Source organism: Neisseria dumasiana (genome assembly GCF_022870885.1).
Taxonomy (GTDB): Bacteria; Pseudomonadota; Gammaproteobacteria; order Burkholderiales; family Neisseriaceae; genus Neisseria; species Neisseria dumasiana.
Window position 1 is genome coordinate 1,295,358 of record NZ_CP091509.1, and the last position, 21,609, is coordinate 1,316,966.

Sequence of the window (21,609 nt, forward strand, 5' to 3'; positions counted from 1 at the left end):
ACGCTTTCATTATTTCGGCAATTCATGAATATCTTATTTTGCTGAGAAGCTCATCAATATTGGCTTCGGTTTGAAAGGCCACTTCTTCTATACTGATGCCGCGCAAACCGGCTGTGATTTCCGCTATTTCGCGTACGTTTACGGGCTTATTCACCTTGTTTTTTAACATAAACGGGCTGTCGGTTTCCAAAACAATGTTTTCCAATGGCAAGGTTGCGGCAGCTTCGCGGGCTTTTTTCGCGGTAGGATTCAGCAGCAGGGAACCGATTCCGATTTTGAAACCTGCCGAAATTAATGTTCTTGCTTCTTCCAAGCTCCCCGAGAAAGCGTGCGCAATACCGCCTTGGCAAAACCGGGCTTGTTTCACGGCATCTATCACGGCAGAAGTTGCTTTGAGGTTGTGTACGATCACCGGACGGCGCAGTGCTTGTGCCAATTCAAGTTGCCGGATAAAGCAGCTTTTTTGTATGTGCCTCTGCGCTTCGGTTTGGTTTTTATCGTAAAAATCCAAACCTATTTCACCTACCCAAGCTCGAGGATGACCAATGAGCAGGGTTTCAAGCTCTGTGAAATCTTTTTCTTCAGCCGTTTCCGCATACCAAGGATGAATACCTAATCCGATGTGTATGGTTTGGTTGTTTTCCAAAGCCAGCACGTCGTGAAAATCACCGCGTTGTGTCGCCGGAACGATAAAACGGCACACCTGTGCGTTGTCCGCTTCTTCTATAACGTCGGATAAGTGTTGCCGTAATGCGGCATCGGCAAGATGGCAATGGCTGTCGGTAAGTGAAATCATATCAACGGTCTTTCAGAATCAAAGAGATCAGGCCGGAGGCAATGCGATAGGCTTGATCATGGTCTTTTGGTTATAATGCGGCGTTGTTTACATTTGATACGCGCATACATTATGCACCATTTTCCTACTGTTTCTTTCAAGCGCCGTATTGCAGCACTGCTTTACGAGGCTTTGCTCGTCGGAGCGGTGAGCATGGGTGCCGCTTTGGTGGCCGGAATGGCCGCAATGGCGCTTAACCCTGTTTCGCACATATTGTCCAGCTTGGCGGCAACGCTGATTCTGCTGGCAGTTTGGTGGCTCTATTTCAAAGCCAATTGGCATAAAAAAGGCCAAACACTGCCGATGAGGGTATGGAAAATCGGTTTGACCAATGCGGCGGGCAGCAGGCCGCCGCTGCCTCAGTTGCGTTTGCGTTTTATGTGGGCATGCGTGTTTATCGTGTTTATTCCGATGTTGGTTTATGCGGCCGTGCGCCATTTTAACGGTATCCCGCCCAAGCCGGCCTTTGGCGTTGCTTTGATTTGGTGGATTTTGCCGTGGGGCTTCGCTTTTCTCAATCCCGACCGGCAGTTCTTATACGATTTTCTTGCAGGAACAAGATTGGTTGATTTGAACGAGCAATCCTTCAAAGCAAATCAAAACAAGCCGTCTGAATAAATGTTTTTTCAGACGGCCGCTGCATAGTTTGCCTGCAAACGGCAGTTGATGTATCGAGATCTTTGCTTGTGCTGCCTGATCAGTCTGAATCACGAACTTAAAAAGACCGAATTAATTTAGGTTATAATTCATTTCGATTTTCTAACATATTATATTTTTACACACCATGTCTGATTTTTCTTCTACCGGCAACAAATTGATTGAAAGTTCCGGTATTGCCGATTTCTTTTCGGGTTTGTTTGCCCGCCAAGAGTTTGCATCACAGTTATTGGAGCGCAGCTTCAACAATCCGATAGGCTGGTTGGAATTGGGAGTCGTGGCTGCCATTATGGCGTTCACATTCTGGTTGTCGGCCTATTGGATAAAGAAACACCCCGTCCAAGAGTCTAACCGCTGGGGCTTCGCCCGCCATATTGCCCAGCGCATTCTCTGGCCGATTATGATGCTGATATCGGCAATCGTGGCTTTGTATATTTGGAATTTAAACGGATACAACGCCGTATGGCTGCAACTGCTGGCGATGGCTTCGCGCTGGATGATTCTTATCCGCTTTGCCTTGGCGGTGGTTCACGCAGCCTTACCTTCGAGTAAGTTCACAGATTGGCTGGAGCGTTTTCTCTCTGCCGTGCTTTGGTTTGCTTTTGTGCTGTGGGTTTCCGGTATTGACGACATCATCATCAACGGAATGAAAGCGCTCGAGTTTCCGATAGGCTCGGTAAGGCTCAATCTGTTTACTATTGTTACCGGTATTTTGTGGATTGTGATATTGATGGTCGTGGCCTTATGGCTGGCCCGTTTTATCGACAACCGCTTGATGTCGAGCCAACGTCTTGACCTGAATTTGCGTATCGTTTTATCTAAAGTAGTTAAAACGGTTATGGTGGCGTTATCTGTTTTAATTGCCTTGCCTTTGGTAGGTATAGATTTAACCGTGTTGTCGGTATTCGGCGGTGCATTGGGTGTCGGTATCGGTTTCGGTTTGCAGAAAGTCGCCAGTAACTATATTTCGGGCTTTATCATCTTGGGTGATAGGTCTATCCGCCCCGGCGACCGCTTAACGGTTGATAACTTTACCGGCTATGTAACCAAAATTACCTCGCGTTTTGTTGTGCTTTCCAATACTTCCGGTTCCGAAGCGTTGATACCGAACGAAACATTTGTGACATCAACGGTGATTAACGAATCGTATACCAATGCTTCTCTACGCCAAAGTTTGAACGTTCAGGTTGGCTATAACACGGATTTGGCCGTAGCCTTAAAAATTTTAGAAGAAGTTGCAGCAGAACAAGAACGCGTTGATGCTTCACCGCCGCCCAAAGCGGTTATCACCGGATTTGGCGACAACGGCATTGATTTGTCGATAGGGTTTTGGGTGAAAGACCCTGAAAACGGTTTTGTGGTATTGTTTTCAAACATATTTTTTTCAATTTGGAAACGGTTTAACGAAGAAGGCATCGAATTTCCTTACCCGCAGCGCGAAGTTCGTATTTTGAATGACCAACCTTTGCCGGAAAATTTAAACTTGCCGATTGAAGCAGAACAAAAAGGTGTGCAAAACCAAAATGCTTCAGAACACACTACCCGACAGCATATTTGAGGCAGTTATGACCCGATCTCTCAAACGGCCGGTTTCTATTCTTGTAGTGTTGCACGACGGCAACAATAATGTATTGTTAATAGAGCGCGCAGACCGAAAAAACTTTTGGCAGTCTGTTACCGGCAGCTTAGAGCCGGATGAGGAGCCGGAAACGGCAGCATTACGAGAAGTTGCAGAAGAAACAGGGGTTTATCTTTCAGGCGACCAGCTTATAAATTGGTATGAGAGTAATGTGTACGAGATTTATGAACACTGGCGCCACCGGTATCCTGAAGGGGTAACACACAATACGGAACACGTATTTTCGGCAAAGATAGCTCGCGAAACGCCTATTAAACTCAACCGTTCCGAGCATTTGGCATTCGAATGGGTACCGGTGGATCAAGCTGCAGAAAAGGTGTTTTCCCCTTCAAATAAAGAAGCCATTTTAAATTTGCATAAGCATTTGTTTTAAATTTGAATTTGTAGGATAATTTAAAGGAATGTAAAGCAAGCTGGAGGCTTTGCTGTTAAGTAGCCTGATTATATTAGATAAAATTATGAGCCAATACTTTACGTTGTTTAATCTGCCGGTTGCTTTTGATATTGATGAAAGTGTTCTTGATCAAACCTACCACACCCTGGCTACCCAATTTCACCCCGACAAATTTGCGGCAGCTTCGGTATTTGAACAGAAGCAGGCTGTTATGATGGCTTCTACGGTGAACGAAGCTTATCGGGTGCTTAAAAACCCCATCGACCGCTCGGCTTATCTGCTCAAAGAGCTGGGAATAGATGCCGATGCACCCGAGCATACGGCTTTTGCCCCTGAATTTCTCATGCAGCAGATGGAATGGCGTGAGACTTTGGCAGAAGCACGCGCAGAACACGACGAACAGGTGCTTATCAAACTCAAAGAAGAAATTATCGAGCAACAAAAACAGCTTTACATGCAGCTGCAACAAGATTTTGCCAACCATGCTTATGAAGAGGCCGCCGTTCAGGTAAGGCAAGGGCGTTTTTTAGATAAGATGTTGCAGGAAATACAGGCGGCAATGCCTTAAAGGCAATGCCTTAAATGGTTGTTGTGATTAAGCTTCATAGCCGCCGAAATGCAGCCGATATTCAGGCAAACAGTTTCAATTTGGCTATTTATCGGTTGGCGGATATATCATTTTAAGAGGAGTGATAGAAACATAAACGGTATACCCATTCTTCATTTAGTTATGGGTAAGTTAAATTTAAAATAAAGTGGAAACCATGAAACACATTACTTTACTTTTTGCTGCGCTTTTACTCAGTGCCTGTCATATACATACGGACGAAAGCCGCCGTAACAAACTGTTGCGTTTTGCGGCGAGCCATCCGGTTGCTGCCAAAGCTATCGGTTTGAAAGGCGAAGATTCCATCAATATCACCAGTAATTCGACCCGTTTCGCAGAGAAAACCGGTTTGGACAATAAAGCCAACGGTGAAGGCAGGGGCACTCAGGTGAACGCATTCCGTCATGCTTTGTGGCAGGCGGCAGTAGCATCGCGTTTTGGCACGGACATTGCTAAAAAAGTAGGGGATGCCAATGAAGACGATGCTTCTATTCGCGAAAGAAAAACCAAATATTTCAGCCGTTTTGCTGCCGATCAAGCCGTTGACTTGCGTAACAACCGCATAGGAAGAACCATCGGTGCCGCCAACCCCGAAGCCAATATAAAAGTTTTGGCTCAAAGCGTATTGACTCATTTCCACAAAGAAGGTTTGTGGACAGCCAAGCCGGTTAAAGAAAAGGGTTACACTTATTGGATGATCAGCCAAAGCAAGCTTTCCAAAGCTGAATTCCAATCTGCGCAAAGTAAAATCAATTTATTGAACCTCAATGGTTTTACAGATGAAGAACAAGAAAAATACGATGCAGATAAAGCAGCCAACCCTTTTAAAAACAATATTTTCAAATAAACAGGAGTAAGCGGCGCACAACTGCTCCGCTTTATTCCGGCAAACCAAATAATCATAATACCGGCTTGATTTGTCGTACTCAGTGTAGTACCTTCAACAAGCCTTATTACATGATTATTTGGTTTTTTGTTTGCTACTTAAATGGGCAAGAAAGGTTTGTATGACTGAAAAAATCCGCCTGATTATCGATACCGACCCCGGTCAGGATGATGCAGCAGCCATTTTGATGGCGCATGGCCTTGCCAAGCGCGGCTTGGTTGATTTTATGGCTTTAACTGTGGTTGCGGGGAATGTGGGCTTGCACCACACCGCCAATAATGCACGGATTATCTGCGATTGGGCCGGAGAAAAAGAGTTTCCCGTTTATGCGGGGGCAGGCAAACCTTTGTTGCGCACGCTGGTAACGGCTGAAGAAGTTCACGGCAAAACGGGTTTGGACGGTGTTGAATTGCATGATCCCGAATGCCCGTTGCAACCGGTGCATGCCGTGCCGTATTTGATTGATACTTTGCGTAAAGCAGATGATGCGAGCATCACGATTTGCCCGATCGGGCCGTTGACCAATATCGCCCAAGCCCTAACATTGGCTCCCGATATTGCGCGCGCCATTAAACACATTGTTTTAATGGGCGGCAATTATTTCGAGGCGGGTAATATTACCCCTGCGGCCGAATTTAATTTTTATGTCGATCCCCATGCTGCACAAATCGTGCTGCAAAGCGGTGTGCCGATTACCGCTTTACCTTTGGATGTAACGCATAAAGCCTGTATTACGACGCCGCGTATGGATGTGTTGCGCCGTCAAAACAATACCAACGGTAAGCGTTTGGCCAATATTCTGCAAAGTTACGAGCGTTTCGATACGCAGAAATTCGGCTTGGAAGGCGGCCCGTTGCACGATCCTTGTGCCGTTACTTATGCGGTGTTCCCCGAACTGTTTACCGGCAAAGCCTGTCATGTTGCGGTTGAAACACAGAGTGAATTGACAATGGGCGCGTGCGTGGTTGATTGGTGGGGAACAACCGGTAAGCCTGCAAATGTGAATTGGATTACGGAAGTTGATGCCGATAGAATGTTTGAGGAATTAGCCAAGTCTATTGAAGCATTGCCTTAAATTCAAAATATCGATTACCGGCACAATATATTGATTTGATGTTGCCGGTTATGGCGTGGAGGCCGTCTGAAAATTGTGTTTTCAGACGGCCTTTTGCATGATTCCTACCGTTTTTCTTCACAGCCATACTCCCAAATAACTATCCCCGTCCCCCTTTCAGCCAGCCGCCATACATTCCTTTGCTGCCTTTATTTGCGCTTTCGGCGCATATTTTTATTGCGTGCCATCCACTAAGCTTCTATCTGTGAAAAAGTTTTACAACAACGACAGCAACCACTTGACGAAGCTGTTGTTCAGACGGCCTTGGGGCCTGTTAGAGAGGCCGTCTGAAAACCAAACCAAAAGGAACACTACCATGAAAATCAGAGCACAAGTCGGCATGGTTCTGAACTTAGACAAATGTATCGGCTGCCACACCTGCTCCGTTACCTGTAAAAACGTCTGGACTTCGCGCGACGGCGTGGAATATGCGTGGTTTAACAACGTGGAAACAAAGCCCGGCATCGGATTTCCGAAAAATTGGGAAGACCAAAATAAATGGAACGGCGGCTGGGTGCGCAAGCCCGACGGCAAGCTGGTGCCCAAGCAGGGCGGCAAGTTGAAGATTTTGGCAAATATTTTTGCCAACCCGAATATGCCGAAAATCGACGACTACTACGAGCCGTTTACCTACGACTACGAGCATCTGCAAAACGCGCCGAAAATGCCGACACCGCCGACCGCGCGTCCGATTTCCGTGCTCACCGGCAAAAAAATGGACAAGGTGGAATGGGGCCCGAACTGGGAAGACGATTTGGCGGGCGAGTTTGAGAAGCGGGCGAAAGACGTGCTGTTTGAAGGCATTCAGAAAGACATGCACGCTGCGTTTGAGCAAACCTTCATGATGTATCTGCCGCGCCTGTGCGAGCATTGTTTGAACCCGACCTGTGTGGCTTCCTGCCCGTCCGGCAGTATTTACAAGCGCGAGGATGACGGCATCGTGTTGATCGACCAAGACAAATGTCGCGGCTGGCGCATGTGCGTATCTGGCTGCCCCTACAAAAAAATCTACTACAACTGGACTTCCGGCAAGGCCGAAAAATGCACGTTCTGCTACCCGCGCATTGAAGCCGGAGAGCCGACCGTGTGTTCCGAAACCTGTGTAGGCCGCATCCGTTATTTGGGCGTGCTGCTGTATGACGCAGACAAAATCGAACAGGCCGCTTCGGTAGCCAACCCGCAGGATTTATACGAACAGCAATTGGGCGTGTTCTTGAATCCGCACGACCCCGAAATACAACGCGAAGCCTTGAAACAGGGCATCAGCCAAAGCTGGATTGATGCGGCCAAACAATCGCCGGTGTACAAAATGGCGATGGAGTGGAAAGTGGCGTTCCCGCTGCACCCCGAATACCGTACCTTGCCGATGGTTTGGTATATCCCGCCTTTATCGCCGATTCAGTCTGCCATCGAAAACGGTTTGGTGGGCGAAAACGGCATCATTCCGAGCGTGGACGAAATGCGTATTCCGTTGCGCTATCTGGCCAATCTGCTCACCGCCGGCAAAGTGGAGCCGATTAAACTCGCGCTGGAGCGCATGATTGCCATGCGCCGTTTCAAACGCGGCCAAGTGGTGCACGGCGAAACGCTGGAGCAAACGCTGGCAGGCACCGGCCTCACGCCCGAAATGGTGGAAGACATGTATCAGATTATGGCGATTGCCAATTATGAAGACCGCTTTGTGATTCCGACTTCTCACAAAGAAATGGTGGAAAACAGCTTTGAAGACAAATCGAGCTGCGGCTTCACTTTCGGCAACGGCTGTTCCGGCGGCGGCGAAGAAAACCTGTTCGGCAAGCGCAAAGGCACGCCGATTATCTTCCACGGTCTGCGTAAAGATGCCGAGAAAAACCGCGAAGAAGGAGTGCACTGATGGGCGCGAATCCTGTTTACCGGTGGTTTTCCGCGCTGCTGTGCTACCCCGAAGCCGAGCTGATCGAAGCCTTGCCCGAATTTCAGACGGCCTTGCAAGAATGGCCGGAGCTGCAAGCACAAGCAGGCCGTCTGAATAGCTTTTTGGGCTACCTGAACAGCCACAGCCTGCGCGAATTGCAGGAACGCTACGTCGCCACCTTCGACCGCAACCGCAACCACGCGCTCTATCTCTTCGAGCATGTGTACGGCGAAGACCGCGACCGCGGCAGCGCTATGGTGGACTTACTGGAAGAATACCGCAGCCGCGGTTTCGAGTTGGGCAACGACGAGCTGCCCGATTACCTGCCCGTGCTGTTGGAATATTTAAGCCAAGTGCCGTCTGAACACGCCCAAAAGCTGCTCGGCGATGCCGTGCATGTGGTTGCCCACATCGGCGGCAAACTCGAGAAAAGCGGTTCGCCTTACGCTGTGTTGCTGCAAGGCATTACCGCACTCAGCCCGGTAGCGCCGCAGCCCCTCATCGAGCCGCCCGTGCGCGATATGGACGAAGCGATGGAAACGTTCGGCCCCGACATTTCCGGCACCGAGCCGCTGCTGAAACCCCGCATAGAAACCGTACAGTTTTATCCTAAAGCCGCTTTTCAGACGGCCACAAAAGGAGCGCAAACATGAACACCCTACACCAATTCTTTTTCGGCATTTTTCCCTATATAGCCTTGGCGATTTTCTTTTTCGGCAGCCTGGTGCGCTTCGACCGCGAACAATATTCGTGGAAAAGCGAATCCAGCCAAATCCTGTATGAAGGCCAATTGCGTTTGGGCAATATTCTGTTTCACGTCGGCATCTTGGCCGTGTTTTTCGGGCACTTGTTCGGCCTGCTCACGCCTTTATGGTTTTGGGACGCGCTGGGCATTTCGCACGGAGCTAAGCAGATTTTTGCGATGGTAATGGGCGGTATCTTCGGCGTGATGGCGATGGTCGGTTTGGTTATCCTGCTGCAACGCCGTCTGAAATGCGACCGCTTGGCCGCCTACAGCACTTGGCGCGACAAACTGGTGCTGATTTGGCTCATCATCACCTTAGGCTTGGGCTTGCTGACCATTTTCGTGAGCATGGGCCATACCGACGGCCACGAAATGGTGAAACTGATGACTTGGGCGCAGCACATCGTTACCTTCCGCGGTGATGCCGCCGGCCATATCGAAGACGTGAACTTCCTGTTCAAACTGCATATGGTGATGGGTATGGGCTTGTTTGTGATTTTTCCGTTCACCCGCTTGGTGCATGTGTGGAGCGGCTTCGCCAGCGTAACCTACTTAGGCCGTGCGTGGCAGTTGGTGCGCCGCCGTTGATGAAGTGCCGCAGCACCCGATAACCGAAAACTTTACAAACCCGCTGACGTAGATTGTGTAAAGACCACATGCGGTTATTTTTGATATAAATCAGAAGTCATAAGGCCGTCTGAAACTTTTTCAGACGGCCTTATGACTTATTACTTTGTTTTGTCATAACCTTCAATAAGGAAACGGCAATATGCAGGCATAGTTCTAACGGACTAGGGCGGCAAGGCGGTAGGCTTATTTCCGATATGGATAAAATAACGCATAGTAGCAGCTTTATCAAAGGGCGGTTGTGCGCCGCCCCACGTTTTTATGGAGCACGGCGTTGCGGTTTACTTTTCTCAACAGCTTGTCGGCACGTTTGAAATTTCTCACGGTGATGTGGGTTTCGGCGGCATTGGCATCGATTATTTTCACCTTGCTGCTGTCGTGGCGGCTGGAGGGCAGCGCGGCGGCGATTAACGATGCCGGCAGCCTGCGTATGCAGGTTTACCGCTTGGGCTTGATGTTGCGCGAACAGCATGATCCGGCAGACATAGGCGAAAGAATCAGCCGTTTCGACACCACCGTTCAGCAACTTGAAACGGGCGATCCGGTGCGGCCGCTGTTTCTGCCCGATACGCCCGAAGTAAAAAGCCGCATGGAAGGGTTGAAATCGGAATGGCGGCAAATCAGGCCGCTGCTGCAAAATGCCGCCCGCCAACGCACAGGGGTGGAAGAAAAACGTTTGCACGAATTTGTTGCTTCCATCGACGGCTTGGTGTCTGCCGTAGAAACCGTTAACTCACGCCATACCTACTGGCTGCGGCTGTTTCAAAGCGGGCTGATGGCGATGGTGCTGATCGGCGCGGGTGTGATGGTGGTGCTGCTGTATTTGTGGATTATCCGGCCGATGGAAGAGCTGCAAAACGGAGTGTTGGGCATCCACGACGGCAAATTGGGAACGCAAGTGCCGATTCACGAGTTATCCGAGTTTGCCCAGCTTGACCACGGTTTCAACCAAATGAGCAGCCGCCTGCAACAGCTTTACGCCAATCTCGAGCATGAAGTGGATGAAAAAACCCGCGACTTGGCCGATAAAAACTATACGCTGCAAACGCTGTATTCGTTTTCACGCTTTCTCAACCAAACGCAAACCGCAGCCGAAGCGGGCAATATGTTTTTAGAAAAAATCATGAGCCTGATTCCCGCCAGCGCAGGCAGCATACGCCTGCTCGATTTCAGACGGCACCGCATGGATTTGGTTGCCCACACCGGCCTGCCCGATACCCTGCAAAACGCCGAAGCCTGCCAGCGTTTGGAAGACTGCTTTTGCGGCAAAAGCGTACAGCAGAGCGGTTGGCAGCCGATTCATTTCGACAGGCCGACGGGGGCTTCGGTGGCCATGCACACCACGGGTTGCGAGAAATCGGGTTTTCACTACCTTCAGGTATTCAAAATCCGCTACAACCACCATGATTTGGGGATTATGACTCTGTATTTTCACGAAAAATACGCTTTTAACACCCACACCACCCATCTGCTCGATTCTTTGTGCAACCTTTTGGGGCTGGTGCTGACCAACATCCGCCTGGCCGACGAAAGCCGCCAGTTGGCCGTGCTGCAAGAACGCAACCTGATGGCGCAGGGGCTGCACGACAGCATCGCCCAAACGCTCACTTTTTTAAATTTGCAGGTGCAGATGCTCGAAAGCGCCATGGCGGCGGGCAATCAGGAACAGATGTCGGAAAACCTGCAATTCATCAAAGACGGCGTGCAGGAATGTTATGAAGACGTGCGCGAACTGCTGCTGAATTTCCGCACCAAAATCAGCAAAAAAGAATTTGCCGAAGCCGTGCAAACGCTTACCGCACGTTTCAAACAGCAAACCCAAACCGATATCGAAGTGGTGTGGCACGGCGACGGCCCCAATTTGAGCAGCGAGCAGCAGTTGCAGTTTATTTTTATTTTGCAGGAAAGCCTGTCGAATATCCGCAAGCACGCCCAAGCCACCTCGGTAAAGGTTACGCTGGATAACGAACATGATTTTGTGATGACGATTACCGACAACGGCAACGGCTTCGATACCGCTTCGCTCGAAACCTTATCGGGCGGCCATGTCGGCCTGAACATTATGCGCGAACGGGCATTGCGTATTCATGCGCGTTTGGATTTGGAATCTCAACCCGGGCAATATACGCAAGTGCGTTTGACTCTGCCGCAAGAAGAAAGAATTTTGATTTGATATGGAAACGAACGAAAAAATCAGCATCATTTTGGTTGACGACCACACGCTGTTTCGCAGCGGCATCAAGGCTTTGCTGGCGCGGCAGGAAGATTGCGAAGTGATCGGCGAAGCGGCCGACGGCTTGAGCGGCGTGAAACTGGCGGAGCAGCTCAATCCCGACGTGGTGCTTTTGGATTTGGACATGCCGGTGATGAACGGCCGCGAAGCCTTGGCACAGATACTCAGCAGCCGCCCCGACCAAACGGTGGTGATGCTGACCGTGTCGGAAGACAGCGAAGACTTAACCGAATGTATGCGTTTGGGTGCGCGCGGTTTTCTGCTCAAAAACATCAACGCCGAATTTTTGGTGGATGCCATCAAAAAAGCCGCCGCCGGCGATAACGTGTTTTCGCCCGAAATGACCGCGCGGCTGGTGCAGTCGCTGATCCGCCCCGCAGCACCGGCAACGGTCGGTGCACTCGACATGCTGACCCCGCGCGAGTTGGAAATTCTCGGCCATTTGGCGGCGGGACACAGCAATAAAATCATTGCCCGCAAGCTGGATTTGGCCGAATCGACCATCAAAGTGCATGTGCAAAGCATTTTGCGCAAGCTCGAGCTGACCAGCCGCGTGCAGGCGGCGGTGTATGCGGTGCAGCATAATGTGCCGCAACCTAATGATTAAAAATAAAATCGTGCCTTGAGGCCGCCTGAAAAAAACGGCCGGGCTGTTTGCAAAACGATAAAGGAAATGTTATGAAAAGCAGTGCGCGCAACCAATTGGTCGGCAAAGTGACCGCGCTCGAAGAACACGGCGGTATGTGTATGGTTACGGTAACCACCGATTCGGGCGTGCAGATATATGCCCACATTAGCAGCTTCAGCAAAGGCCGTCTGAAACTGGCACAGGGCATGGCGGTGGCAGCGATGGTTAAAGCCGCCGCAGTAGTGGTGGCCGCCGATCTGGCACCGATGATGCTTTCTGCCGAAAATTGTCTGCAAGGTACGGTTAAGCAGATAAAGCAGGGCGCGGTGAACAACGTGGTTACGCTGGATATCGGCGGCCATGATCTGTGCGCCACGATTACGCTGTATAGCAGCGAAACGTTGGCGTTGCAGCCGGGCAAGCCCGCCGTTGCCGTATTCAATGCCAACCAAGTGATGCTGGGCGTTTTGGTTTAGCCGCCGCAGCGTTTGCCGCATTCGGGCATATCAGGCCGTCTGAAAATATATTTTTCAGACGGCCTGATGCTTTTCGGCAAAAGAGATACGACTAAATAACTACTCAGATGCCCATTTCGGCGGATACAGGGCTATGCCAATGCTTTGTATGCCCGATGCTTCAAGTGAATGCGCCATGCGTATCAAGAGAGTAACTTAACCGTAGGCAAAATTTCTTTGATCACTTCAATAAGAAAGGGAGGGGCGGCGAGATGGCCTCGGAAACTTACAAGCGCTACTCGGTGCTGGTATCCAGCACGCTTTCGTTTACGGTGTGTTTTATGGTGTGGATGATGCTGGCGGTGGTCGGCATCAAAGTGCAGGAAGAAATGGGCTTCAACCAAACCCAATACGGCATTTTAATTGCGCTGCCGGTGCTGTCCGGCTCGCTGATTCGGGTGCCGCTGGGCATTCTCACCGATAAATACGGCGGGCGCGTGGTGCTGTTTGCGCTGATGGCGATTTCGGTGCCGGCGATTTTTCTGATGAGTTATGCCGACCAATATTGGCATTTTCTGATTATCGGTCTGTTGATGGGTTTGGCGGGCGGCTCGTTTTCGGTGGGTACGCCTTATGTGGCGCGCTGGTTCCCCAAGCATCAGCAAGGGATGGCGATGGGGGTGTTCGGCGCGGGCAACGCGGGTTCTGCCGTTAACAAATTTTTGGCCGCTTGGTTGATCACCACTTACGGCACTTGGCAGATCGTGCCTACCGTGTATTCGGCGATTATGCTGGCCATGGCAATTATTTTCTGGTTCACCAGCTACCATGATCCCAAGCATTTGGTGTCGTCTAGCGTTACTTTGCGCGAACAGCTTGCTCTGCTGAAAGACCCCGGCGTGCTGCGTTACAGCCAATATTATTCGGTGGTGTTCGGCGGCTATGTGGCGTTGGCTTTGTGGATGACCAAATATTATGTGGGCGAATACGGCATGGAGCTGAAAACGGCGGCGTTTCTGGCGGCATGTTTCTCGCTGCCCGGCGGCGTGCTGCGCGCGTTCGGCGGTTATCTTTCCGACAAATTCGGTGCGTATAAGGTAACGTGGGCGGTGATGTGGGTGTGTTGGGTGTGCTTCTTCCTGCTTTCTTACCCGCAAACCGACTTGGTTATCCAAACCAAAAACGGCCCTTTGAGTATGCACATCGGCTTGGGCGTTACCCTGTTTACCGTGCTGATGTTTACCGTGGGCGTGGCGACGGCGGTGGGCAAAGCCTCGGTGTTCAAATTCGTGGCCGACGACTACCCCGACAACATCGGCGCGGTATCGGGCATCGTGGGCTTGGCCGGCGGTATGGGCGGATTTCTGCTGCCGATTATGTTCGGCGCGCTGGAAGACTGGACGGGCATCCGTTCGACATCATTCATGCTGCTTTACGGCACGGTATGCGTATCGCTGATTTGGATGCACTTCTCGTTTAAAGCCAAGCGCGATCAAGAATTGAAAGCCTTGAATCAGAAGCAGTCTTAATCCTTATCAGGCCGTCTGAAACGTGCAGCGGTGTTTCAGACGGCCTCAACAGGTTTCTTTTTACGGAGTATCGTTATGTCGTATTTGATTGAACATTGGCAGCCGGAAGATAAAGACTTTTGGCAGAAAACCGGTAAAAAAATCGCCAAACGCAATTTATGGATTTCCATTCCCGCCTTGCTGTTGGCCTTTGCCGTTTGGCAGGTGTGGAGCGTGGCGGTGGTCAACCTGCCCAATATCGGCTTTAAATACAGCGAAAACCAGCTTTTCTGGCTGGCGGCGCTGCCTGCGCTTTCCGGTGCGACTTTGCGTATTTTTTATTCGTTTATGGTGCCCGTGTTCGGTGGCCGCAAATGGACGGCATTCTCTACCGCCAGCCTGCTGCTGCCCGCCGTCGGTTTGGGCTTCGCCGTGCAGAATCCCAATACCGACTACATCACCATGATGGTGTTGGCCTTGCTGTGCGGCTTCGGCGGCGGTAACTTCTCGTCGAGCATGGCCAATATCAGCTTTTTCTACCCCAAAGCGGAAAAAGGCACGGCTCTGGGCTTGAACGCGGGTTTGGGCAACTTGGGCGTTTCCACCGTTCAGTTTGTGGTGCCGCTGGTGATTACCGCGGGCATCTTCGGTGCGTTCGGTGGCGAACCGCAAACTTGGGTTAAAGGCGACGTTACCAAGCAAATGTGGCTGCAAAATGCGGGTTTTATTTGGGTGCCGTTTATCATTCTTTCCACTTTGGCGGCATGGTTCGGCATGAACGATTTGGCCAGCGCAAAAGCCAGTTTTAAAGACCAAGCCATCATTTTCAGCCGCAAACACAACTGGATTATGTGCATTCTCTATTTGGGCACGTTCGGCTCGTTTATCGGTTTTGCCGCCGGTTTCCCGCTGCTGATTAAAAGCCAGTTTACCGGCATCGACCCGGTGAAATACGCCTTCTTGGGGCCGTTGGTAGGTGCGCTGGTGCGTCCGTTCGGCGGTTGGATTTCCGATAAAATCAAAAGCGGCGCGGCCGTTACCCAAATCGTATTCGCAGGCATGATTATCGCCGTAATCGGTGTGATCGCCTTTTTACCGAGCAACGGGCAGGGCGGCAATTTCTGGGGCTTCTTCGCCTGCTTCTTGGCCTTGTTTGCGCTAACGGGCATCGGCAACGGTTCAACCTTTATGCAGGTGCCGGTGATTTTCCTCAACATGCACCAAAAGTTTGCCGACGAAGGTAAAGTCGATGCGGAGCAAGCCCGTCTCGATGCCACCAAAGAAGGCGCGGCGGTGATCGGCTTTACGGCGGCGTTTGCGGCTTACGGCGGTTTCTTTATTCCGAAAAGCTACGGCACGTCTATCGACCTCACCGGCGGCGTGAATGCAGCTTTGATCGGTTTCATCATTTTCTATGCCGTTTGTTTGGTGTTGAACTGGTGGTATTACGCCCGTAAAGGTGCGGAAGCCAAGTGCTGATCAATGAAACAAATTAGGCCGTCTGAAAAAACGTTTTTCAGACGGCCTTCATGTTTTGAGAGTGGGCTTTTTATGATAGCAGGCAGCTAATCCGTAGGATAGGGCGCAAATACTCCCAAAGTAGCATACGGGCTATGCCTTTGCGGTTTGAGTTCATGCTTTAGGCGCATTCTGTATGCGCTCTAGCGGCCTTATCATGTCATTACCCGCAAACCCTCAAGCGGGCAGACACACCGCATCGCGCCGCCGTATGCCGTTGCGCCAAAAACCTATAAAGCGCAGCACATCTTGGTATATTATCCGGCATACCGCACGCTGTTATTTTTATTTTGCAATCAAGGATAAACCATGTCGCTCACATCCGTTACCGAACTGCAAACCCTGATTAGGGCGCATATCGATAAAAGCAAATACCGCCCCGAGATGGAAACCGTTGCCGTTGCCCGCGCCGCAGGGCGCGTTTTGGCACAAGACATTACGTCGCCCCTGAATATCCCGTGCGCCGATATTTCCGCTATGGACGGCTACACTTTGCCGGCCGCAGCCGAAGCGGGCAGCCGTTGGCAGGTGGCGGGAGAGGCGGCGGCGGGCAAACCGTTTGCAGGCAATGTTCCCGAAGGCGGATGCGTGCGGATTATGACCGGAGCGGTTGTGCCCGTTGGCGGCGCGTGCGTGGTATTGAAAGAAAACGTAACCGTCGAAGAAAACGGCATCGTACTCAACCAAGCCGCCCGCGAAGGCGACAATATCCGTTATTGCGGCGAAGAAGTGGCCGCAGGAGATACGGTTTTGCAGGCAGGGCGTATTTTACGACCCGCCGACATTATGCTGCTGGCTGCTTTGGGCGTGGGCGATGTGCCGGTTTACCGAAAAATCAAAGTGGCGGTGTTATCCACCGGCGACGAACTGCACGAACCCGGCACGCCCGTAGGCACACCCGATCAGGTGTACGACAGCAACCGCCATACGCTAATGGCCAGATTAAGCATGTTGCCGGTGGATATTATCGATTTGGGGCAGGCGGCAGACGATTTGGAAGGCGTGCTGCATGTGCTCGACGAAGCCGCCCGCCAAGCCGATGCGGTGATTACTTCGGGCGGTGTGTCTGCGGGCGATTATGATTACGTTCGCGAAGCCGTATTGCGTTTGGGTGCCATCCATCATTACAAAGTGGCCATGAAACCGGGCAAGCCTTTTGTGTTCGGCAAAATGCTAAACACTTGGTATTTCGGTTTGCCCGGCAACCCCGTGTCCGGATTCGTGGGTTTTGATATGTTTGTGAAAGAAGCCTTATGGCTGCTGTGCGGGGCAACCGATGTGCCGCAACCACTGCGTTTTTCGGCCGTCTTAACCCGACCCGTGAAAAAATCGCCCGGCCGCACCGACATCCAGCGCGCACTTCTGCAACAAGAAGCCGACGGAAGCTGGTCGGCCGCACCCTCCGGAGAGCAGGATTCCCACCGCGTATGGGGCGTGAGCCGCGCCAACGGCTATATGATCCTGCCGCGTGAGGCAGGCGATTTGCCCGCAGGCAGCACCGTAACCGTCCAGCCTTTTACGGAGGCTTTCTTATGAACGCATTAACCGACCCTTTCCAACGCCGTTTAACTTACCTGCGTTTGTCCGTTACCGATTTGTGCAACTACCGCTGCGTGTATTGCCTGCCCGACGGCTATCAAGGCAAGGCCAAACCCGACGAATTAAGCCTGCGCGAAATCGAAACGCTGGTGCAAACATTCGCCCGTAACGGCACGCGCAAAATCCGCCTCACCGGCGGCGAACCGACCTTGCGCCGCGATTTGGCCGACATCATTGCCGTCTGCAAAGCACAGCCCGAAATCGAACACGTCGCCCTAACTACCAACGCCTTCAAACTCGCCAAACTTTTCCCCGCCTACCGCGCGGCAGGCTTAGACAAACTCAACATCAGCATCGACAGTTTCGACCCCGAAGTGTTTTACCAAATCACCGGCAAGCGCGAATGCCGCAATATCCTGCGCGCCTTAGACGACATCTTGGCCGAAGGTTTCTACTCGATAAAAGTGAACACCTTATTGATGCGCCGCTACATCGACAGAACGCTCGCCGACGCACTAGAGTTCGTGCGCCACCGCCCCGTTACGCTGCGTTTTATCGAACTGATGCAGACCCGCGATAATTTTTCACTCTTCAACGCACAACACCTTTCCGCCGCAGGATTGGAAGCCGATTTACAGGCACAAGGCTGGCAACTGATGCCCCGCCAAGCATACGCCGGCCCCGCCCGCGAATACTGGCATCGCGATTTCGCCGGCAGCATCGGCTTTATCGCCCCGTACAGCAAAGATTTCTGCCGCAGCTGCAACCGATTGCGCGTCAGCGCCCAAGGCAAAATGCACCTGTGCCTGTTCGGCGGCACCGCCTACGACCTCCGCCCATGGCTGCAACAAGGCGACACCGAAGGCTTGCAGCAGCACCTGCACGAATTGATGGCCGAAAAACCGGAACATCATTTCCTACACAACAAAAAATTCGGCTTGATACGCGACCTTTCAATGATTGGCGGATAGGAACAATACCCCGCAGAGCATGTTGTTAGGCCGTCTGAAACTTTCAGACGGCCTTTTGTTATATGCAAATGGAAAATAAGTATCCGTTCTGCTATATTTCTAAAGCATAATTTCCCTTTGTACACACCGCTTTGGAACGCCCGCGATGACCCAAACCCAATCCTACCACCTCAGCTTCTCCCGCTTCACTCCCTCCCTTTCCGTCGTCTCCTTCACCGCCACCGAAGCATTCAACACAGCCTACCGTCTCGACATCGAACTTACCTCCGCCGATGCCGATTTGTCGCTGTCGTCCTACATCAACCAAGCGGCTAAGTTTACGGTAACGCCGGTAAGCTCTGATGCGTTGGGATTGATTGAGGGAATGATCGCGCCTCAAGCGTTGAAGGAATGGAGCGGCATCATCACTTCCTGCGAGAAGTTGTCGGTATCGGCTGACGAAACCCGTTACCGTATGGTATTGGAACCCCGCATCGCCGCATTGAAGCACCACCGCACTTCGCGGCTGTTTCAAAACCAAAACGTTCCCGACATTATTTCATCGCTGTTGAAACATCACGGTTTTGCCGGTGTCGATTTCCGTTTCAACACTTCCCGCGAATACGGTGTGCGCGAGTATGTGACCCAGTATCAGGAAAGCGACTTCGCCTTTATCAACCGGCTGTGCGAAGAAGAAGGGATTTGGTACGCATTCGAGCAGAATGCCCAATATGGCGATGTGGCAGTATTCGGTGACGATGCCGCCCATTATTTTCGCAGTAATACCTCTCCCTATCCCTACCGCCCCCACGGCGGATTGGAGAGTGTCGGTAAAGAAGCGGTGTTCGCCTTACAGGTGAAACACAACCCGATTCTCGAATCCATCCGCGTCGGCGACTACAACTACCGCGATGCAGATACCGATTTGTCGTCCCAAGTAACGGCCAAGAGTACGGAAACCGACAGCAGCGTTCTACTCGGCAGCGACAGCCATTGGGGTTTGCATCAAAAGACCCCCGAGGAAGCGCAACTTCAGACGGCCTTACTGCAACAGCTCGACCACAGCCGCCGTATTGTTGCCTCCGGCAGCGGCAACATCACCGCCCTCAGCACCGGCCAAGTGTTTCAGACGGCCCCAAGCTTCAGCGAAGCGCCCAACGGCTGGCTGGTAGTGTCGCTCACCCACAGCGGCAGCCGCGACCAAGCGTACAGCCACCGCTTTAGCGCCATCCCCGCCGACAGCATCTTCCGCCCCGAACGCATCACCCCGTTACCCAAGATCCAGGGCAGCCTACCCGCACGAGTCACCAGCCCCGGCAACTACACCTACGCCTATATCGACAACATGGGGCGCTACCGCGTCAAACTGCCGTTCGACCTCGACGAATGGAGCCCGGGCGGAGAAAGCCGCCCCATCCGCCTGGCCAAACCCTACGCCGGCCCCGACTACGGCCAACACTTTCCGCTGCACGAAGGCACCGAAGTGATGCTGTCGTTCGTACAGGGTAATCCCGATAGGCCGTATATCTCGGGTGTGATGCACGACAGTTCCCACCCCGACCATGTTCCCGCCGATTGGAACACCCGTAACGTCATCCGCACTTGGGCGAACAACAAACTGCGGATGGAAGACAAACAGGGGCAGGAACACATCAAACTGGCGACCGAATACGGCAAAACCCAACTCAACCTCGGCCATATCGTCGACAGCCAAAGACAAAAACGCGGCGACAACGGCGAAGGCTTCGAGCTGCGTACCGACAGTTGGGGGGCGTTGCGGGCGGGTAAAGGTTTGTTTATCTCTTCAGATGGCCAAAGCGGTGCACAGGGAACGGTATTAAACCGTGACGAAGCCATCGCCAATTTGGAACAGGCATTGTCATTAGCGAAGAGTCTGAATAAAGCAGCCAATGTAGCCAAAGCGGAAGGAACCTTAACCGAAGAGCAGGAAGGCCGTCTGAAAAACTGTATCAAAGACTTATACCGACAAGTGATTTTACTGTCCGCCCCCGACGGCATTGCCAGCGCCACCCCGCAAAGCCAACTGCACACCGCCGGCCAACACATCCACCATATCAGCGGCGGCGACACCGACATCAGCGCCGGCCGCAACTTTACCGCCCATGCAGTAGAGAGCGTCAACCTGTTCGGCCAAAGCAGCGGCGCGAAGTTACAGGCCAATCAGGGCAAGGTAGAGATTCAGGCCCAGAACGACGAGATGCAGATCAATGCCCTCAAAGACACCACCATCACCAGCAGCGCGGGGAAAGTAATAGTAGCGGCCAAAGACGAAATCCTGCTGACCAGCGGCGGGGCGTACATCAAGATTAAAGACGGCAACATCGAACTGGGCTGTCCGAAAATGGTGTGGGTGAAATGCGCGGGGTTTCAGGTGATGGGGCCGAGTAGTGTGAATGTAAAAACACCTTTATTGCCTACAACAGGTATATATAGTCGTCGTTTTGATTTCAGTCATATATTCTCAAAAGATATTTTGGAGCAGGGATTAAGTTATCAAGTTATTCACAGAGGCCAAAACTCCGAAACTTTCCAAAAATTAGATCATGATGGCAGAACGTCAAGATTCTTTGGTGATACACAAGATGAAATTGAAATAGCTATTATCGGAAAGTTGACGGAAGACGGCAAATGGCGTTTAACAGAAGAAAGACATTGTGATTTGCACGATGAATGCTGTTGTGGTGCAGAAGACGAACAAGATTATCAAGAAGATATCGACGATGGTTTAGATATAGACGATTTAATAGAAGATTTTAACAATTTTGGAAATTAAATATGGGAAATAAATTAATTTTGACTGTTTTATTGGCGGTTTTTACATCTTATTCCTATGCTGCAAAAAACAATGAGATCACAATAACAACCAATGACAAACAGATTGTTCATTTTTTTGATACAGACTGTGGAAATATAAGAAATACAGATCTCTATTATATGAAAAGAGGTACAGATGCCAACATTATGTTGCGTAAGGTTTGGAAAAAAGTAAAGTTTAATCAAAATAAGTCTATTGAACAATATACTTATGCTTGTGATCAAGGGAAAAAGAACGGAAAAGTCTACACCATAAATTATGTATTCAATACAAAAGATCGCTCACAATTAACTGTAATTTATCCGCCAAATTATAAAAATGCCTATGGCGTTCACTTTACGTTTGAATGTCAATTTGTAGCAAGTGCCTTTGCAAATAAAAAAGATATCGAACTTAAATCCATATTAGATAAATTCTTGGAGCTTCAACCTAGAGCAAAATGTTTGGCGGCACCGGTGGACGATAATAACGTCCCCTATTCAACTTATAACCAAAAAGATGATTTATTGGAAGATTATAAAAATTTCGGAAATTAAGAGGAAAT

19 protein-coding genes are annotated in these 21,609 nt (G+C 51.0%); 18 read left to right on the forward strand and 1 reads right to left on the reverse strand.

The genetic code is table 11. From position 1 onward, the window contains the following. Nucleotides 1-22 precede the first annotated feature (22 nt). Nucleotides 23-793 (reverse strand): TatD family hydrolase, encoded by a 771-nt coding sequence (locus LVJ88_RS05880; RefSeq protein WP_085418429.1) that lies wholly within the window; start codon nt 791-793, stop codon nt 23-25. 114 nt (nt 794-907) lie between these two features. Between LVJ88_RS05880 and LVJ88_RS05885 the strand changes: the two genes are divergently transcribed. The 18 genes from LVJ88_RS05885 (at nt 908) to LVJ88_RS05970 (ending at nt 21,601) form a co-directional block, all read left to right on the forward strand. After that, nucleotides 908-1,453, forward strand: coding sequence for an RDD family protein (locus LVJ88_RS05885; RefSeq protein WP_054600104.1), 546 nt, complete (start codon nt 908-910; stop codon nt 1,451-1,453). 214 nt (nt 1,454-1,667) lie between these two features. Further along, nucleotides 1,668-3,050, forward strand: a complete 1,383-nt coding sequence (locus tag LVJ88_RS05890; RefSeq protein WP_054600128.1) for a mechanosensitive ion channel family protein — start codon at nt 1,668-1,670, stop codon at nt 3,048-3,050. 7 nt (nt 3,051-3,057) lie between these two features. Further along, nucleotides 3,058-3,504 (forward strand): dihydroneopterin triphosphate diphosphatase, encoded by a 447-nt coding sequence (gene nudB / locus LVJ88_RS05895; RefSeq protein WP_085418416.1) that lies wholly within the window; start codon nt 3,058-3,060, stop codon nt 3,502-3,504. Nucleotides 3,505-3,589: 85 nt separating this feature from the next. Beyond that, entirely contained in the window at nt 3,590-4,093 is a 504-nt protein-coding gene (gene hscB / locus LVJ88_RS05900) for a Fe-S protein assembly co-chaperone HscB (RefSeq protein WP_085418430.1), read from the forward strand. 196 nt (nt 4,094-4,289) lie between these two features. Then, on the forward strand, nt 4,290-4,979 hold the full coding sequence (locus LVJ88_RS05905; RefSeq protein ID WP_085356120.1) for a DUF6973 domain-containing protein: 690 nt from the start codon (nt 4,290-4,292) through the stop codon (nt 4,977-4,979). A gap of 160 nt (nt 4,980-5,139) precedes the next feature. Continuing rightward, nucleotides 5,140-6,093, forward strand: coding sequence for a nucleoside hydrolase (locus LVJ88_RS05910; protein ID WP_085359112.1), 954 nt, complete (start codon nt 5,140-5,142; stop codon nt 6,091-6,093). A gap of 355 nt (nt 6,094-6,448) precedes the next feature. Further along, nucleotides 6,449-8,005, forward strand: coding sequence for a nitrate reductase subunit beta (gene narH, locus LVJ88_RS05915; RefSeq protein ID WP_085418417.1), 1,557 nt, complete (start codon nt 6,449-6,451; stop codon nt 8,003-8,005). Continuing rightward, a complete protein-coding gene (narJ, locus tag LVJ88_RS05920; RefSeq protein ID WP_085418418.1) occupies nt 8,005-8,679 on the forward strand; it encodes a nitrate reductase molybdenum cofactor assembly chaperone in 675 nt (224 codons plus the stop codon). Before narH ends, narJ begins: the two co-directional genes overlap by 1 nt. Further along, entirely contained in the window at nt 8,676-9,359 is a 684-nt protein-coding gene (narI, locus tag LVJ88_RS05925; protein WP_085418419.1) for a respiratory nitrate reductase subunit gamma, read from the forward strand. Before narJ ends, narI begins: the two co-directional genes overlap by 4 nt. A 280-nt stretch (nt 9,360-9,639) precedes the next feature. Further along, a complete protein-coding gene (locus tag LVJ88_RS05930) occupies nt 9,640-11,571 on the forward strand; it encodes a type IV pili methyl-accepting chemotaxis transducer N-terminal domain-containing protein (protein WP_342346021.1) in 1,932 nt (643 codons plus the stop codon). A 1-nt stretch (nt 11,572) separates the two neighbouring features. Continuing rightward, nucleotides 11,573-12,238, forward strand: a complete 666-nt coding sequence (locus LVJ88_RS05935) for a response regulator (RefSeq protein WP_085356115.1) — start codon at nt 11,573-11,575, stop codon at nt 12,236-12,238. 71 nt (nt 12,239-12,309) lie between these two features. Then, the gene (locus LVJ88_RS05940) at nt 12,310-12,735 is read left to right on the forward strand and encodes a TOBE domain-containing protein (protein WP_085418420.1); all 426 of its coding nucleotides are present in this window, start codon (nt 12,310-12,312) and stop codon (nt 12,733-12,735) included. Between the two features lie 251 nt (nt 12,736-12,986). Further along, on the forward strand, nt 12,987-14,243 hold the full coding sequence (locus tag LVJ88_RS05945) for an MFS transporter (RefSeq protein ID WP_054600095.1): 1,257 nt from the start codon (nt 12,987-12,989) through the stop codon (nt 14,241-14,243). A gap of 75 nt (nt 14,244-14,318) precedes the next feature. Then, nucleotides 14,319-15,701 (forward strand): NarK family nitrate/nitrite MFS transporter, encoded by a 1,383-nt coding sequence (locus tag LVJ88_RS05950; protein ID WP_085418421.1) that lies wholly within the window; start codon nt 14,319-14,321, stop codon nt 15,699-15,701. Between the two features lie 348 nt (nt 15,702-16,049). Next, nucleotides 16,050-17,276 carry a molybdopterin molybdotransferase MoeA gene (gene moeA, locus LVJ88_RS05955; RefSeq protein WP_085418422.1) on the forward strand — a complete coding sequence of 409 codons (1,227 nt, stop codon included), beginning with the start codon at nt 16,050-16,052 and terminating at the stop codon, nt 17,274-17,276. Beyond that, on the forward strand, nt 17,273-18,250 hold the full coding sequence (moaA, locus tag LVJ88_RS05960) for a GTP 3',8-cyclase MoaA (protein ID WP_085418423.1): 978 nt from the start codon (nt 17,273-17,275) through the stop codon (nt 18,248-18,250). Before moeA ends, moaA begins: the two co-directional genes overlap by 4 nt. Before the next feature lie 145 nt (nt 18,251-18,395). Next, the gene (locus tag LVJ88_RS05965; RefSeq protein WP_085418424.1) at nt 18,396-21,023 is read left to right on the forward strand and encodes a type VI secretion system Vgr family protein; all 2,628 of its coding nucleotides are present in this window, start codon (nt 18,396-18,398) and stop codon (nt 21,021-21,023) included. A gap of 2 nt (nt 21,024-21,025) precedes the next feature. Beyond that, nucleotides 21,026-21,601, forward strand: coding sequence for a hypothetical protein (locus LVJ88_RS05970; protein ID WP_085418425.1), 576 nt, complete (start codon nt 21,026-21,028; stop codon nt 21,599-21,601). Nucleotides 21,602-21,609 lie beyond the last annotated feature (8 nt).